This is a genomic window from Mesorhizobium sp. WSM4822, assembly GCF_055811155.1.
On the sequence record NZ_JBVVQM010000007.1, the window covers coordinates 41475 to 57422 of the forward strand.

Sequence of the window (15948 nt, forward strand, 5' to 3'; positions counted from 1 at the left end):
CGTTGCGGGTCCGCTTCCTTTTCGTGGCTGGTGGGAGGCCGGCTTTGCCGGATTCTTCCGCTCATTTCAGAAATGCCTCATCGAAGCCGGCTATTCAACCGCGAACCCTTGTCGCAGCGTCGGCCGGCTAGATTTGCCGCAGTGAGCGGCCGAAAGAGGTGCCGGCAGGCGTAGCGCCGGCAACTGCGGCGTGCGGGTTCATTACGCGGCCGCCCCGGAACGGCGGTTTGCGGCCTGCCGGCAAAATTCGGCACGCGGCTCTTGGTGATCGGGCGCGGCGCTGTTAGTCTGGCGGCAACTTAAAACACTGAAGCGCCTGCTGCGTCCATCATAGGTTCGCGCGGCGCCGGAAGGAACGACAGTGGAAGACCACGACACCGGCGCCAGCGCGCCGGAGGTGGGCGTGTCCAGCGCTTCCCGGCGGTCGGCTGGCCCGGGGAATGCAAGCTGGCAGCAACGCCGCCCGACGGAGCTCCGCTCCGCGGACGGGCAGGCGGGCGACGCACCCCACAAAGGCAAGCCCAAGAAGCGGCGCAAGCGAAGGCGCGGGCGCAAGGTTTTTGCGCGCGACGAAGTGCGTCCCGCGGAGAATCGATCGCCGGCGCCAGGCAAAACCGGTGCCCCGGCGGCGGAGGCCCACAGACCGTCGGAATCGGTGGCCTCGCCCGCCGCTGTAGTGCCACGGCCGGAACAGAGCGCCCGTCGGCCGCCGGTCCAGGAGCTTCCGGTGTTTGCGGCTCTTGACCTCGGCACCAACAATTGCCGGCTGTTGGTCGCCGTGCCGACGCGGCATGGCCAGTTCCGCGTCATCGACGCCTTTTCGCGCATCGTCCGGCTGGGCGAGGGGCTCACCGCCAATGGCCGGCTCGGCCAGCCGGCGATGGACCGCGCGGTCGAGGCGCTGAAAATCTGCGGCGACAAATTGCGCAACCGCAAGATCAGAAAAGCCCGGCTGATCGCCACCGAGGCCTGCCGCACGGCCGAAAACGGCGTCGAGTTCATCGACCGCGTCGAACGCGAGGCCGGCCTGAAGCTTGAGATCATCGACCGCCAGACCGAGGCGCGGCTGGCGGTGTCCGGCTGCGGCTCGCTGGTCGAGCGCGACACCCAAGGCGTCGTCCTGTTCGATATTGGCGGTGGTTCGTCGGAAATCGCGCTCATCGATCTCGCTGGCCGCCGTTCGCCAAGGCTGGCCAATCATATCGTGTCGTGGACGTCGCTGCCGGTCGGCGTCGTCTCGCTGGCCGAGCGCTTTGGTGGCCGCACGGTGACGCGCGAGATCTTCGCCGCCATGGTCGACGACGTTGCCGGCCGGCTGGCCAGCTTCGACGGTCGCGATCGGCTGAGCCATCTCAAGGCCAGTCCGAATTTCCATCTGCTGGGCACGTCCGGAACCGTGACGACGCTGGCCGGTGTCCACCTTGAGCTCGAGCGCTACGATCGCCGCCGTGTCGATGGGCTGTGGATGGACCGCGACAGCGTCGACCGCATGGTCGAACGGCTGGTTGGCTGGGATTTCCAGCAGCGCTGCGCCAATCCTTGCATCGGTGCCGATCGCGCCGATCTGGTGCTGGCCGGCTGTGCTATCCTCGAGGCGATCCGCGCCGTGTGGCCATCCGAGCGGCTGCGAGTCGCCGATCGTGGCCTGCGCGAAGGTATTTTGAGCGAACTGATGGCCGATGATGGCGTCTGGCGCAACGATGGGCGTGGCAGAGCGTGAGCCCGAACCGAAGAAATAAGCAATGACCAAGAAACCGGAAAAACCAGGATCAGCCAGCATTCGTGTGCTGAAGACGCGGATCAAGAAGAAGAGCGGGCTGAAGGAATCGTCGCGCCGCTGGCTGCAGCGCCACATCAACGATCCCTATGTCCAGCGCTCCAAGGCTGACGGCTATCGCTCGCGCGCGGCCTACAAGCTGATCGAGATCGACGACAAGCATCATCTCCTGAAACCCGGCATGAAGGTGATCGATCTCGGCGCCGCCCCCGGCGGCTGGTGCCAGGTCGCCGCCGCGCGGACGAAATCGACGGCCGACAAGCCGCATGTCATCGGCATCGACTATCTGGAAATGGACGCCGTGCCAGGCGCCCCGGTGCTGCTGATGGATTTCCTCGATCCGGCAGCACCGCAAAAGCTGGCCGAGGCGCTGGGCGGCGATCCCGATATCGTGTTGTCCGACATGGCGGCACCGACCACCGGCCACAAGCGGACCGACCATATCCGCACCATGCATCTGTGCGAGGTGGCGGCCGATTTTGCGCTGTCGGTGCTGAAGCCGGGTGGGCATTTCCTCGCCAAGACCTTCCAGGGCGGCGCCGAAAACGAGCTGCTCTCGATGCTCAAGAAGAACTTCCGCTCCGTCCATCACGTCAAGCCGCCGGCGTCGCGGGATGAATCGGTCGAGCTCTATTTGCTGGCCAAGGACTTCAAGGGGCGAGAGGCCGGTCCGCCGTCAGGCGGATCGGAACGTCCAGTGGACGTTCCGAAGGCCTCGAGCGCCCGGAGCCATAGCGAAGGGCCGGGGGGCGCCGACGACTGACAGGGCACCGCCGGTCCGCCGTCGGGCGAATCGGGCCGTCCAGAAGGCGAGGCCGAAGCGTAGCTGCCATCAGTTGCCGGGTGGGCTTACCGTCTCCAGCGTCTTCGGTGTTGTCAGCCGGCCGTGACCGGAGATGGCGTTGCCGGCGTCGGGTGCCAGCCGGACGAAGGATAGCGATGCCGCCGCCGAGACCGCTGCAACGATGAAGAAGGCAATGTGGAAGTCGTCCAGCGACAGCGGGCCGCCATGGATTGACGTCGATACTTCCAGGATTCCGCCGGCCAGCGCCACGCCGAGCGCGACCGACAACTGCTGGAACACCGCTGTAATCGGCGTCGCCTTGCTGGTGTCTTCAGCCGAAACCTCGGCATAGGCGAGCGCATTGACGCCAGTGAAGAACATCGATCGGATGAAGCCGCCGACGAGCAGCATGGCCAGCATCAGGAGATAAGGTGTGTCGGGTGTGAACAGCCCGTTGATGGCGATCGATGCGGCGGCGACCAGCGAACCGATAACCAGAACGCGGCGGAAGCCGGCGACGCGGAAGATCAGCGCGGTGACGAATTTCATGCCGATGGCGCCGATTGCAGAGACGAAGGTGATCATGCCGGACTGGAATGGCGTCAGCCCAAAGCCGATCTGGAACATCAGCGGCAACAGGAACGGCACAGCCCCAATGCCGATGCGGAACAGTCCGCCGCCAAGCACCGAGGAGCGGAACACCTGGTTGCGGAACAGTTCGAGCGCCAGCAGCGGGTTTTTGGCGTGGCGCGCATGCAGCAGATAGAGCGCGCCCGACAGTAGGCCGACCGCTACGGTGGTGACACCGACGATTGGCGGCAGATATGGCAAGCTGACCACCGACAGGCCGAACACCACGCCGGATGCCGCCAGCCCGCTCAGCACGAAGCCGATGAAATCAAGTGGCGGGGTCTGCGCGGGTTCGGTCTCCGGCAGGAAACGTGTTGCCAGCCAGATGCCGACCACGCCGATCGGCACATTGATCAGGAAAATCCAATGCCAGGTGAAATAGGTGGTGATGAAGCCACCGACCGGCGGTCCGACCAGCGGCCCGACCAGCGCCGGAACGGTCAGCCAGGACATCGCCGCGACGAGTTCGCTTTTCGGTGTCGCGCGCACCAGCACCAGACGCCCAACCGGCGTCATCATGGCGCCGCCGATGCCTTGCAGGAAGCGCGACACCACGAAAGCCGGCAGCGAGCCGGAGAGGGCGCAAGCGATCGACCCGACGATGAAGACCGCGATCGCGGCGCGAAAGATATTCTTGGCGCCGAAACGGTCTGCCATCCAGCCGCTGATCGGAATGAAGATCGCCAGCGACACCAGATAGGCAGTCAGCGCCAGCTTGAGCGCGATCGGACTGGTGTGGATGTCGACGGCGATCGCCGGCAGCGATGTCGCAATGACGGTCGAATCCATGTTTTCCATGAAAAGGGCGACCGCCAGGATGAGCGGGATGGTGCGGTTCACAAAACGCGTCCGACTTGATTCTTTTACGGTTGACCGGGAGGCAAGCCAACATGCAGGGCGGTTATCATGGGCCGGCTCTGATGTCGCATTAATTTGCTGTCACTTTTGTGCGACTGCGGGGAGACAGGCAGTTCGCTTGGCCTGCCGCCGTGCCTAAATCAGAACTGCCGGGACGGCCAAGGTCTTCTCGTTCCGTCTCCAGGCGCTGGCCAAGCAGCAAAGAATAGCTTGCGAATGGCGATGTGTCACATTATTGTAGTGTATATAACTACTATATGGACTTTGTCATGGAAGAAGCCGTTTCGGCAGCCGATGCCAACCGCAAGTTCTCTCTCATCCTGCGCGGTGTTCGCGAAGGACAGAGCTACGTCGTGACCAGTCACGGACGCCCGGTCGCGCGAATAGTGCCCGCCGATCGACAGCAGGGTGTGGCTTCCCGCTCGCGCGTAGCGTTGTTGTCGCGCCTCGAGCGCCAGCCTGTTTTGGATGTCGGGCGCTGGACCCGTGGCGAGCTCTACGAGGACGAGCGATGAAGGTTGCGCTCGACACCAATGTCCTTGCCTGCGCGGAAGGGGTCAACGGTGCCGAGAAGCGCGATATTGTTCTTGAACTGCTGCGCAACCTACCGCAAGAGGCTGCTGTTATTCCTGTTCAGGTCCTTGGTGAGCTGTACAACGTTCTCGTCCGCAAGGCCGGAAGACCGCCTGTAGAAGCCCGGGATGCCCTTCTGGGCTGGCGCGACGCGTTTCCAGTTGCCGCGACAGTGCAAGACGTAATGAAGATGGCGGCTGATCTGGCTACGGACCACCACTTCAGCATTTGGGACGCGGTCATTCTGTCCACCGCTTCCCAAACCGGTTGTCGGATGCTCCTTTCGGAAGACCTGCAAGATGGCTTCACATGGGGTGGGGTAACTGTCGTCAGCCCTTTCGCATCGCCGCGTCACGTTCTGCTCAATGCTCTCTTGGGGGAGTCTTCTGGATAGAACGCGAAACACCGAGACGATCGGCTTTTCATCGGCGCTTGGACGTGGTACCAGCCAGCGCCAATCCTGAAAGGGAAGAAACGAGTCGGCGCTGTCCATTCCGGTCCAGCGCTTTTTTGTATTCCCCCACCGCGTTTTATATTCAAGGGACTGGCCATGGCAAAAATCATCGAAACGTCCACCGGCGCATTGGCGCTGACCTTTGACGACGTGCTGCTGCAGCCCGGCCATTCCGAGGTCATGCCCGGCGAGACCGATGTCCGCACCCGCATCGCCGGCGACATCGACCTCAACGTGCCGATCCTCTCGGCGGCGATGGACACCGTCACCGAGGCCAGGCTCGCCATCGCCATGGCCCAAGCCGGCGGCATTGGCGTCATCCACCGCAATTTCTCGCCGGCCGAACAGGCCGAGCAGGTGCGGCAGGTCAAGAAATTCGAATCCGGCATGGTGGTCAATCCTGTCACCATCGGCCCCGACGCGACGCTCGCCGACGCGCTGGGCCTGATGCGCAGCTATTCGATCTCGGGCATTCCGGTGGTCGAGAATGGTGGCACTGGCGGCCACAAGGTCGGGCGGCTGATCGGCATCCTGACCAATCGCGACGTGCGCTTTGCCTCCGATCCGGCGCAGAAGGTCCATGAGCTGATGACCCGTGACAACCTGATCACGGTCAAGGAGAACGTCGACCAGGACGAGGCCAAGCGGCTTCTGCATCAGCACCGCATCGAAAAGCTGGTTGTCGTCGACAGGCAGGGCAACTGCGTCGGATTGATCACCGTCAAGGACATCGAGAAGTCGCAGCTCAACCCGCACGCCAGCAAGGACGCACAGGGCCGCTTGCGCGCCGCCGCGGCCACCAGCGTCGGCGATGACGGCTATGAACGCGCCGAACGTCTCATCGATGCCGGCGTCGACCTTCTGGTGATCGACACCGCGCATGGCCACTCGCAACGCGTGCTCGACGCGGTGACGCGCGCCAAGAAACTCTCCAACTCGGTTCGCATCCTGGCCGGCAACGTCGCCACCGCCGCGGGCACGCAGGCGCTGATCGACGCCGGTGCCGACGCCGTCAAGGTCGGCATCGGTCCGGGCTCCATCTGCACCACCCGCATCGTCGCCGGCGTCGGCGTGCCGCAGCTCTCGGCGATCATGTCGGCGGTCGAGACGGCGCACAAATCCGGCGTCTCGGTTATCGCCGATGGCGGTATCAAATATTCCGGCGATCTCGCCAAGGCGCTCGCCGCCGGCGCAAGTGCCGCCATGATCGGCTCGCTGCTGGCTGGGACCGACGAAAGCCCCGGCGAGGTCTATCTGCACCAGGGCCGCTCCTTCAAGGCGTATCGCGGCATGGGCTCGGTTGGCGCGATGGCCCGCGGCTCCGCCGATCGCTACTTCCAGGCCGAGGTGCGCGACACGCTGAAACTGGTTCCGGAAGGCATCGAAGGGCAGGTTCCCTACAAGGGACCTGTGTCTGGCGTGCTGCACCAGCTTGCGGGCGGCTTGAAAGCCGCTATGGGTTATGTTGGTGGCCGCGACCTTGCCGATTTCCGCGAGCGCGCCACTTTTGTGCGCATATCCAATGCCGGACTTCGTGAAAGCCACGCCCATGACGTCACGATTACCCGCGAAAGCCCGAACTATCCCGGTGGAGCCTGACCAGTACGGGCTCGGGCGGAACCTGACGGCAACGATCCTGCGGCTGTCTCGCCACGCAGGCGCGCTCTGTTTCCTGTCGGCGGTGGTTTTCATCGCCATGACGGCTCTGGAATTCTTCTATTTCCGCCAGTTGAGCGGCGGCTTGCCGTCGCTCGACATGCGCATTTTAGGGTTTACGCCGGACGAAGGCATGGCCTGGCTGACAGCGCTCGGCCGGCGCGGCGGCGAGATCATTCTCGTCTGGCACTATCTGACCTTCGACCTGTTGTTCCCGGCGCTGCTGTCGGTCACGCTGGTCAGCCTCATCCTGGCCACCGGCCGGCGATTGAAGGCTTTCCGCGTGCTGCCGGCGCAGCTGCAGTCGATTTTCGCGTTGGTCCTGGTGCTTCCCTACACGCTTGCACATTACGTTCAGAACTTTGCGGTGGCGCGGCTTCTGTCCGATTTCCTGTCGGCCAACCCGGACTCGCTGTCTTTCGCCTCGGCGCTCACCGTCACCAAATTCGCGCTTTTCGCCATACCGGTGATCGTCATCGCGGCCTTCTGGCTGGCGGGCCAGAAACGCCAGGCCTGATGCCGCACGCGAAGGCCAACCGGGCAGGGGGCACTTGATGAACCAGACCACGATCTTCTGGCCCGTTCTCGCGCATGTGCTGCTGATCTACATCGTCTACTGCGTCCTGGGTCGTCGCAGATACGGCGCAATAAGGTCAGGCGAGGCGAAGGCCGGTCAGTTCAAGGTGCGTTCGGCCGAACCGGCCTCCAGCGTCACCGTTGCCGCCAATCTCACCAACCAGTTCGAACTGCCGGTGCTGTTTTACGTGCTGTGCCTGACGCTGCACCTGACCAACGGCGTCAACTATCTGACCTTGGCGCTGATGTGGATCTTCGTCGCGTCCCGCTATTTCCATGCCTGGATTCACCTGACCAGCAACAATCTGCTGCTGCGCAGCCGGTCATTCTTCGTCAGTGCGGTGATTCTCCTGCTGGGATGGATCTGGTTCGCGCTGCACCTGCTCGGCGCGGTCTGAGCAGAGCGCTTCTGCCTTCTCCCACAGGGGAGAAGGGAAGTCCGTTCGCCTAAAGGTCGAACACCGCGATCTTGCGCTTGTCGAACTTGATGCCGATCTCGCCGCGTACCAGCTTGAGCGCGGCCTCGCCGAACACCGCGCGCCGCCAGCCTTGCAGCGCCGGTACGTCGGCTTCCTCGCCCTCGGCGGCGATACGGTCGATGTCGTCGCTGGAGGCCAGCACCTTGGAAGCGACGCCCTCCTTTTCGGCAACGATCCGCAGCAGCACCTTCAACAGTTCCGCCGCGGCGCTCGAGCCCTCGGGCGGCTGGAAACTCTTTGGCAGTTTCGGCATCTCTTCCTTGGGCAAGGCAAGCGCGGTGTTGACCGCGCCAAGCAGCGCCGTTGCCGTCGACGAGCGCTCCCAGCCCTTCGGCGTCGTGCGCAGCTTGCCGAGGGCTGCCGCGTCGCGCGGCGCCTGCTGCGCCACCTCGTAGATCGCGTCGTCTTTCAGAACGCGGCCGCGCGGCACGTCGCGTTCGCGCGCCTCGCGCTCGCGCCACGCCGCAACGCCCTGCACGATCGCCAGTTCCTGCGGTTTGCGCAGCCGCATCTTCAGCCGCTTCCAGGCGTCCTCGGGATGCGGATCATAGGTTTCGCGTGAGGTCAGCACCTCCATCTCCTCGTTGAGCCAATGGGCGCGGTTTTCCCGCTCCAATTCGGCGCTGAGGTGCTGATAGACCTCGATGAGATGCGTGACGTCGGCCAGCGCGTAGTCGAGCTGCTTGTCGGAAAGCGGCCGATGGCGCCAGTCGGTGAAACGCGATGACTTGTCGAGCCGCGCACCGGTGATGCGCTGCACGAGCTGATCGTAGGAAACACTGTCGCCGAAGCCGCAGACCATCGCCGCCACTTGCGTGTCGAACACCGGATGCGGAACCAGATCGCCGAGGTGGACGATGATTTCGATATCCTGCCGCGCGGCGTGGAAGACTTTGACCACCGCCTCGTTGGCCATCAGCCTGAAGAACGGCTTCAGGTCGATATCGGGAGCCAGCGGATCGATCAACGCCGTCACGCCGGGTGCGGCCATCTGTATGAGGCACAGGATCGGCCAAAACGTCGTTTCTCGTATGAATTCGGTGTCGACGGTGACGAAATCCGACTTTTCGAAAGCGGCGAGAACGGTCTCGAGTTCTTTCTGGGTGGTGATGACGTGCATCAAATCGCTTTTGACAGGAGTAAGGTCTTCCTAGATTTCAGCCGCCGGGGCTTTCGTCAAGCTTTGGCACCGCCATCATCAGGTTCCCGGACCATCGGAATCGTCGTTTCTCCTGGCCAGCCGCGCGAAAACCGTCGAAGTGCGCAGAAGCGCGGTGAAGCGGCCGCGCCTGCCTGCCGGCACACCGGACCGGGCCTGCATGCGGTAAAGGATGACGGCGATGAAGATCGCATAGACCACCGCGCTGAATACAAACAGGGCGCCCGGTCCGAAATATTGCATCGCCGTCGAGGCGGCGAACGGGCCGCCAATGGCGCCGAAGGAATAGAACAGCATCAGCGCCGCATTGATCAGCACGAACTCGCCCGTGTCGGCGCGATCGTTCGAATGCGCCGCCGACAGCGAATAGAGCGGCATGGCGAAACAGCCGAAGATGAAGATGAGGATGAAGTTGAGCGCCGGATTGCTGCCGGCGATGAACACCAGCGCCAGCGCCGAAAGCATCGCGCAGCAGGTCGTGATCAAGAGCACGCGGCGCCGGTCCCAGCGGTCGGAGAGGTAGCCAAGCGGATACTGGATGATGGCGCCGCCAAAGATGCCGACGCTGACGAAGGTGACGACATCGGCGACCGACATGCCGATCTGCTCGGCATAGACCGGCGACAAGGTGCGAAAGGCGCTGTTGGTGACGCCGACGGCGATGCAGCCGAAGCAGCCCAGCGGCGAAATCCGCCAGACGCGCGCCAGGTCGAGCTTGACCTCTTCGGGTGGTGCCGGGTTGGAGCGGTCGCCGAGCGACACCGGCACCAGCGACAAGGTGATCATCATCGACATGATGGCGAAGATGGCGAAACCGCCGGCGCCGAAGACCGGGATCAGGAACTGGGCTGATGTCACCGAACCGATGTCGACCATCCGGTAGATCGCCAGCACGCGTGCCCGGTCGTGATTGCCGACGCCGGAATTCAGCCAGCTTTCGACGATGGTGAACAGCCCGGCGAAGCAGAAGCCGCCAGCAAGGCGCACCGCGCACCACATCACCGGATCGATGACCAGCACCAGGAGCAAGGTGCCGACCGAGGCGATTGCCGCCAGCGCCGAAAATGCCCTGATATGGCCGACCGCCTTCATGATGCGGGTGATGGCCAGGCAGCCGAGCAGGAAGCCGGCGAAGTAGAAGGTGCCCATCAGGCCGATGTCGGAAGCCGAAAACCCTTCCTGCGCGCCGCGCAGCGCGATCAGCGTGCTCTGCAGCCCATTGCCGCCGAGCAGGATGCCGGCGGCGAGAAGAAGCGGGATCATCGGGCGGATGGAGGACATGAAGAGGCGATCACGTGTCGGTGATCCCTTCTTGGACCATCGCCCTGGCCAACGCCAGCAGCAATTCCCTGCGCCAACAGGGATGATCGCTGTATTCGCCTGGATTCGTTTCCCCCGTTTTGCTTGGTCAGCGCTCAGGGCTGCCTTCGACGTGACTGCCGATCGTCGGGCCACAGGCCAAGCCGCTCGGCTGCTCCCGTTGCGACGCCTATTCCTGCGAGGACTGCCATCAGTCCGACAATCAGGTTCGCGCTCACTTGTTCGCCCAAGAAGACAACACCGAAGATCGATGCCGTCACCGGATTCACCGCAACGGAGACGGCAACCAGTGTCGGCGGCGCGCGCTCGAGCGCGAATGCCCAAAGGAAGAAAATGAAGGCGCCGCAAATTATGGCCAGATAAGCGCTCGCGATCCACTGAGGTGCGCTGAGCGTGGCAAGTCGCGCGAAGCCTCCGCTCGAAACCACCAGGACCGATAGGCAGACCGCGCCCACGCCCATGCCAAACGCCACGAACGGGATTGGCGCGGTGCGGGATAGAAATGGTCTCGACCAGACGTTGTAGAGCGCCATGCAGAAAGCGGCCGCGACCATGAGAAGATCTCCGCGCCAGGCATCTGGGGGAGCAGTCGTCAGGCTCGTGCCGAGCGCTACGGCCACTCCTGCCATTGCGATCAGGACACCGACGATCTTGCGGATGGTCGGCGGCTCGATCTTCAGAACTGCCGCGGCAAGCATCGTGAGCAGAGGCAGTGTCGAAAGCGCAAGCGCACCTCGCGCGGCCGTCGTGTAGACAAGGGCTCCATTGAAGAGCACCGGAAACAGCCCGAAGAACAGAAGACCCAATGCACCGGTGCCGAGCCAGTCGCTCTTCGGCGGCCACCTGTCTCGCCGCCAGAGAGCGACGGCGGCCAAAACCAGAAAGCCGCCGCCGAACCGGACGGCACCGATAGCCAGAGGATCGAGCGTGCCCGCGAGATATCGCGTTGCGCCAACGGCGGTGCCCCCGAAAGCGCTGGAGAGAATCGCGGCGAGCACTCCTGTGACTTCCATGGTTCCCGACCTTGCTGGCTCGGAACCGGGGGTATCGGGAAGGCGGGCCATAAGGAATCGAATAAGCTCAATGAGTTTGATAACATTCCACTATGAGTATCCCGAATCTCGATCCGGACCTTCTGCGGGCCTTTGTCGTCGTTGCCGAGCGACTCTCGTTCACGCGAGCCGCCGAGCAGCTCAATAGAACGCAGGCGGCCGTCAGCTTGCAGGTGAAACGTCTTGAGGAGCGCATCGAGACCATCTTGTTCCGGCGCTCGACAGCCCGCGTTGAACTCACCGCCGCCGGGGAGGGCTTTCTGATCGATGCCCGCCGCATACTTGCTCTCAATGAGCAGGCGATTGCGCGTGTTTCCGGTCAGCAGGTGGCCGGACAGGTTCGCATCGGGGTCATGGAAGATTATGGCACCAAGATCCTGCCGCGCCTCCTTGCCGGCATCGCCGAGCGATTTCCGTTGGTGCAGGTCGAAATGGAGATTGGTCTCACCGCCCGGCTTCTGAAACGGCTTGGGTCCTCGTTCGACGCCGTCATCGCCATGCACCCGGAAGGTACGACCGAGGGAGATTTGATATGCCGCGAAAGGGCGATTTGGGCAGCGGCGGCGACGCGAGCCGTCGAGGAACTCGATCCGCTGCCCGTCGCTCTGTCGAGCCCCGATTGCCTGTTTCGTTCCTGGGCAATTGAGGCGCTCAACAAGGCAGGCCGGCCATGGCGATTGGCCTATGTCAGCCCGAGCCTCTCAGCCACGGAGGCAATTGTTGAACAGGGCCTGGCGGTCACCGTGGTCAAAGGCAGCATGCTTGCGCCTGGCCTGCGCGGCGTCCATCCAGGCCGCCATGTGCCGCCGCTGCCCGGGGCGGAGATTCGTCTTCACCGGGCGGAGACCTCTTCCGCCAACGCTTTACTGGTCGTCGATCACCTTGCCCATCGCCTCCGGCTGTCGGCGCTTGGCTCATAGAGGTGATGCTTTGACGGGCCGAGCGGGCCGACGGCGGAGCCGGCCCTTCATTTTGAACCCGTCGCGCATGTTGAGGCCGAGTAGCGTGATGTTCGTCGCGCCGGCGGCCAATTCGAGCGCCTGCACGGCGTAGAAGCTGGTGTCGAACTCGCTGGCTCTCGCCTTGGATGCGAGGAAGAGTGCGGAGGGGATGAGAACCAGGAGACCATTGGCGGCTATCCATGGCATGCGCTTGATCTTCGCGCCGATCAGCCCGGCCTGCCGGCCCTTGGCCGCCGCAAAGCCCGAACCTCCCGCCGCCGCCAGCGCTGGAACGAGCAACAGAAAGCTCCACGGTATGGCCATCTTGACGGCGGCTATCGCCACCTGGGAGGCAAACATCTCACTGAGGACCGTCGACAGCCAGAGGCTTGCGATCGTCAGCATCGCGACCGTACCGGCGACTGGATGAATGACCTTGATCATGGCTTTCCCACCGTTCTTGCAACCCGTCTACGCCAGGCAGATGCCCGGCACCGCCACCTTTTGGAACAGATGCGGAGAGGCGACGGCCGAGGACGGATAGGCCGAGAGCTTCGCCCTGAACTCGGGATGCGAGAACGCGGCCCGGAAGTCAGCCATCGTTTCCCATATGGCATAATTGAAATAGGCCGGACTTTCGCCGATTGCGCGGTGAAGCTGGGTCGAGATGAAGCCGGGCTGCTGCTTCATGAAGACCGCATCATCCTGCCATGCATGGAGGAAGGTCTGCTCGTCGGCCTTGTCGAGCGTGAAGACGTTGACCAGCACGACGGAGGTAGCATCGATCGCGATCTGGCGGTCGATCGGGAAAGCGGGGTTCAGTGGGCGCATGAGCGACATGATAAGCTCCGTTAATTGGTGTTATGGTGCCAATCTGTTACCTTGATTACATATCTATTTGACAACATAATGTCAATAGCAATATAGGATGTCATATGCCTGATGCCAAGCGAACACCTGCCGGCAATGCCTTGACCGATCTCATTCTCGACCTGTTCAGGCTCAACAGCCGAATGCTCACATCGGGTGACAGGCTGGTCGCCGACCTCGGTTTGACGAGCGCCCGCTGGCAGGTTCTCGGCGCTGTCGTGACCGCCGAACGCCCTCAGCCGGTCGCGTGGCTGGCGCGCGATCTGGGAGCCAGCCGCCAGAATGTCCAACGGATCGTCAACGACCTGCATAGGGAAGGGCTCGTCGCCTTCGAGGCCAACCCGCATCATCAGCGTGCGCAGCTTGTCGTTTTGACTGACAAGGGAAGACAGACTTTCGATGCCGCGATGCATTTGCAGGCGCCCTGGATCGAAAACCTCGCGGATGGCCTGCTGGTCGAGGACATCAACACCACGCACAGGGTCATGACGGCGCTGCGGAAAAAACTGGAAGGCAACGATGAAGCTGAAGAGCAAGCCTGACGGTTGTGGCCCTGTGGCGGTTTCCTTCACAGGCTGAGCGCCGCGCTGATCCTCGCGCTGCCTCGCTGCGGCTACCGGGCGGCGAACACCATGGACACGGAAGTCCGCTTGCCTTGACAAATCCGGCCTCCCATGCGCTTTTCGCGCAAATTTTCAGGGCCGGGCCGCGATGCCTTGGCCGGCAACTAGAGCACCCCGGACTTTACCAATGACAATGCACCGTTACCGCAGCCATACCTGTGCCCAGTTGAGGAAGAGCGACGTCGGCTCGACCGTTCGCCTGTCGGGCTGGGTGCATCGCGTGCGCGATCATGGCGGCCTGCTCTTCATCGACCTGCGCGACAATTATGGCCTGACCCAGATCGTCGCCGATCCGGATTCGCCTGCCTTCAAGGTCGCCGAGACCGTGCGCGGCGAGTGGGTCATTCGGGTCGACGGCGAGGTCAAGGCGCGCTTGCCCGAGACCACCAACGCCAATTTGCCGACCGGCGAGATCGAGATCTTCGCCCGCGAGATCGAGGTGCTGTCGGCGGCCAAGGAATTGCCGCTGCCGGTGTTCGGCGAGCCGGATTATCCCGAGGATATCAGGCTGAAATACCGCTTCCTCGATCTGCGCCGCGAGACGCTGCACAAGAACATCATTGCGCGTACAAAAATCATCGCGGAAATGCGCAAGCGCATGAGCGAGGTCGGCTTCACCGAATTCTCGACGCCGATCCTCACCGCGTCGTCGCCCGAGGGCGCGCGCGACTTCCTGGTGCCGTCGCGCATCCATCCCGGCACCTTCTACGCGCTGCCGCAGGCGCCGCAGCAGTACAAGCAGCTGATCATGGTGTCGGGCTTCGACCGCTACTTCCAGATCGCGCCCTGCTTCCGCGACGAGGACCCGCGCGCCGATCGTCTCCCTGGTGAGTTCTACCAGCTCGACCTTGAAATGAGCTTCGTCGAGCAGGACGACGTGCTTTCGACCATGGAACCTGTCATGCGCGGGGTCTTCGAGACCTTCGCCAACGGCAAGCCGGTGACGCAGAATTTCCAGCGCATCCCCTATGATGTGGCCATGCGCAAATACGGTTCCGACAAGCCGGACCTGCGCAACCCGATCGAAATGCAGGCCGTTTCCGACCATTTTCGCGATTCCGGCTTCAAGGTGTTCGCCAACATCCTGGCCAACGATCCGAAGGCCGAGGTGTGGGGCATTCCGGCAAAGACCGGCGGCAGCCGCGCCTTCTGCGACCGCATGAATTCCTGGGCGCAGGGCGAGGGCCAGCCGGGGCTGGGCTACATTTTCTGGCGCAAGCCGGAAAACCCGCTTGCAATCACAAACGAAGAATTCAACAGCTTTGAAAGTAATGACGAGTTCGCTGTGGCGAAGCGGCAGGAAGAACTCGCTGCTAAGAGTTTGCCGCAATTCGAGGGGGCCGGTCCTCTCGCGAAAAATATTGGTCCTGAACGCACTGAAGCCATCCGCCAGCAGCTCGGCCTTGCCGATGGCGACGCCGCCTTCTTCGTTGCAGGCGACCCGAAGAAGTTCGTCTCCTTCGCGGGGGCTGCGCGCACCCGTGCCGGCGAGGAGCTGAACCTTGTCGACCGCGAGCGTTTCGAACTGTGCTGGATCGTCGACTTCCCGTTCTTCGAGTGGAACGAGGAAGAGAAGAAGATCGACTTCGCCCACAACCCGTTCTCGATGCCGCAAGGTGGCATCGATGCGCTGAATGGCGAGGACCTGCTCGGCATCAAGGCGTTCCAGTACGACATGGTCTGCAACGGGTTCGAGATCGCCAGCGGCGGTATCCGCAACCATCTGCCCGAAACCATGGTCAAGGCATTCGAGACGGTCGGGCTGGATCGCGCCACGGTCGAGGAGCGCTTTGGCGGCCTCTACCGCGCCTTCCAGTATGGCGCGCCGCCGCATGGCGGCATGGCCGCCGGTGTCGACCGCGTCGTCATGCTGCTGCTCGGCGCCAAGAACCTGCGTGAGATCACCATGTTCCCGATGAACCAGCAGGCCTACGATCTGTTGATGAACGCACCGTCGGAAGCGAGCCCGCAGCAGCTTCGCGACCTGGCGCTGCGCGTTGCCGTGCCCAAGAAGGACTGACGGCGGCCTTGCAACTGCCCTTTCTCCCCGTCTCTATACGGGGAGAAATGTCCGGCAGGACAATGAGGGGCAGCGCGGATGCGGGCGATTGGCGAACGGCCGTTGCAGCTGACGCCTTCCGACAGGCAATCGGTTCGGCATGAATTGCAATTTGTAGGCGTCGGCGCTGCCCCTCA

General features: G+C 63.2%; 16 protein-coding genes. 10 read left to right on the plus strand and 6 right to left on the minus strand.

Annotated elements, in window-relative coordinates:
* Nucleotides 1-361: 361 nt before the first annotated feature.
* Both AC0L3E_RS17100 and AC0L3E_RS17105 read left to right on the plus strand, forming a co-directional pair.
* Nucleotides 362-1720, plus strand: a complete 1359-nt coding sequence (locus AC0L3E_RS17100) for a Ppx/GppA phosphatase family protein (RefSeq protein WP_292459018.1) — start codon at nucleotides 362-364, stop codon at nucleotides 1718-1720.
* A gap of 22 nt (nucleotides 1721-1742) precedes the next feature.
* On the plus strand, nucleotides 1743-2540 hold the full coding sequence (locus AC0L3E_RS17105) for an RlmE family RNA methyltransferase (RefSeq protein WP_473605237.1): 798 nt from the start codon (nucleotides 1743-1745) through the stop codon (nucleotides 2538-2540).
* A 69-nt stretch (nucleotides 2541-2609) separates the two neighbouring features.
* Here the strand turns inward: AC0L3E_RS17105 and AC0L3E_RS17110 are convergent, their stop codons facing one another.
* Nucleotides 2610-4031, minus strand: a complete 1422-nt coding sequence (locus tag AC0L3E_RS17110) for an MFS transporter (protein ID WP_128363055.1) — start codon at nucleotides 4029-4031, stop codon at nucleotides 2610-2612.
* A 287-nt stretch (nucleotides 4032-4318) separates the two neighbouring features.
* On the opposite strand from AC0L3E_RS17110, the gene AC0L3E_RS17115 reads away from it, so the two are divergent.
* The 5 genes from AC0L3E_RS17115 to AC0L3E_RS17135 all read left to right on the plus strand — a co-directional run bounded on the left by AC0L3E_RS17115 (nucleotide 4319) and on the right by AC0L3E_RS17135 (nucleotide 7706).
* On the plus strand, nucleotides 4319-4564 hold the full coding sequence (locus AC0L3E_RS17115; RefSeq protein ID WP_127269485.1) for a type II toxin-antitoxin system prevent-host-death family antitoxin: 246 nt from the start codon (nucleotides 4319-4321) through the stop codon (nucleotides 4562-4564).
* Complete coding sequence (locus AC0L3E_RS17120) at nucleotides 4561-5016, plus strand: PIN domain-containing protein (protein ID WP_473605238.1); 456 nt, start codon at nucleotides 4561-4563, stop codon at nucleotides 5014-5016. The genes AC0L3E_RS17115 and AC0L3E_RS17120 overlap by 4 nt, the downstream gene beginning before the upstream one ends.
* Before the next feature lie 156 nt (nucleotides 5017-5172).
* Nucleotides 5173-6675, plus strand: a complete 1503-nt coding sequence (gene guaB / locus AC0L3E_RS17125; RefSeq protein ID WP_127269487.1) for an IMP dehydrogenase — start codon at nucleotides 5173-5175, stop codon at nucleotides 6673-6675.
* Nucleotides 6626-7249, plus strand: a complete 624-nt coding sequence (locus AC0L3E_RS17130) for a hypothetical protein (RefSeq protein ID WP_127269488.1) — start codon at nucleotides 6626-6628, stop codon at nucleotides 7247-7249. The genes guaB and AC0L3E_RS17130 overlap by 50 nt, the downstream gene beginning before the upstream one ends.
* Before the next feature lie 37 nt (nucleotides 7250-7286).
* Nucleotides 7287-7706 (plus strand): MAPEG family protein, encoded by a 420-nt coding sequence (locus tag AC0L3E_RS17135; RefSeq protein WP_128309185.1) that lies wholly within the window; start codon nucleotides 7287-7289, stop codon nucleotides 7704-7706.
* A gap of 49 nt (nucleotides 7707-7755) precedes the next feature.
* On the opposite strand, the gene rnd is transcribed toward AC0L3E_RS17135, so the two are convergent.
* The 3 genes from rnd to AC0L3E_RS17150 all read right to left on the minus strand — a co-directional run bounded on the left by rnd (nucleotide 7756) and on the right by AC0L3E_RS17150 (nucleotide 11279).
* The gene (gene rnd, locus AC0L3E_RS17140) at nucleotides 7756-8907 is read right to left on the minus strand and encodes a ribonuclease D (RefSeq protein WP_127272735.1); all 1152 of its coding nucleotides are present in this window, start codon (nucleotides 8905-8907) and stop codon (nucleotides 7756-7758) included.
* Between the two features lie 78 nt (nucleotides 8908-8985).
* On the minus strand, nucleotides 8986-10227 hold the full coding sequence (locus tag AC0L3E_RS17145) for an MFS transporter (RefSeq protein ID WP_127273376.1): 1242 nt from the start codon (nucleotides 10225-10227) through the stop codon (nucleotides 8986-8988).
* Between the two features lie 134 nt (nucleotides 10228-10361).
* Nucleotides 10362-11279 carry a DMT family transporter gene (locus AC0L3E_RS17150; RefSeq protein WP_128309485.1) on the minus strand — a complete coding sequence of 306 codons (918 nt, stop codon included), beginning with the start codon at nucleotides 11277-11279 and terminating at the stop codon, nucleotides 10362-10364.
* Nucleotides 11280-11371: 92 nt separating this feature from the next.
* Between AC0L3E_RS17150 and AC0L3E_RS17155 the strand changes: the two genes are divergently transcribed.
* On the plus strand, nucleotides 11372-12238 hold the full coding sequence (locus AC0L3E_RS17155) for a LysR substrate-binding domain-containing protein (protein ID WP_128309484.1): 867 nt from the start codon (nucleotides 11372-11374) through the stop codon (nucleotides 12236-12238).
* Here AC0L3E_RS17155 and AC0L3E_RS17160 read toward each other — a convergent pair.
* Together AC0L3E_RS17160 and AC0L3E_RS17165 are read right to left on the minus strand one after the other, a co-directional pair.
* Complete coding sequence (locus AC0L3E_RS17160; protein ID WP_127329893.1) at nucleotides 12233-12703, minus strand: hypothetical protein; 471 nt, start codon at nucleotides 12701-12703, stop codon at nucleotides 12233-12235. The two genes, AC0L3E_RS17155 and AC0L3E_RS17160, sit on opposite strands and share 6 nt — an antisense overlap.
* Nucleotides 12704-12730: 27 nt before the next feature.
* A complete protein-coding gene (locus tag AC0L3E_RS17165) occupies nucleotides 12731-13099 on the minus strand; it encodes an antibiotic biosynthesis monooxygenase family protein (RefSeq protein ID WP_127271415.1) in 369 nt (122 codons plus the stop codon).
* A gap of 95 nt (nucleotides 13100-13194) precedes the next feature.
* On the opposite strand from AC0L3E_RS17165, the gene AC0L3E_RS17170 reads away from it, so the two are divergent.
* Complete coding sequence (locus tag AC0L3E_RS17170; protein WP_127271416.1) at nucleotides 13195-13671, plus strand: MarR family winged helix-turn-helix transcriptional regulator; 477 nt, start codon at nucleotides 13195-13197, stop codon at nucleotides 13669-13671.
* 214 nt (nucleotides 13672-13885) lie between these two features.
* Nucleotides 13886-15772: an aspartate--tRNA ligase gene (gene aspS, locus AC0L3E_RS17175; protein ID WP_473605349.1), complete on the plus strand. Its 1887-nt coding sequence runs from the start codon at nucleotides 13886-13888 to the stop codon at nucleotides 15770-15772.
* The last annotated feature ends 176 nt before the right edge of the window (nucleotides 15773-15948 follow it).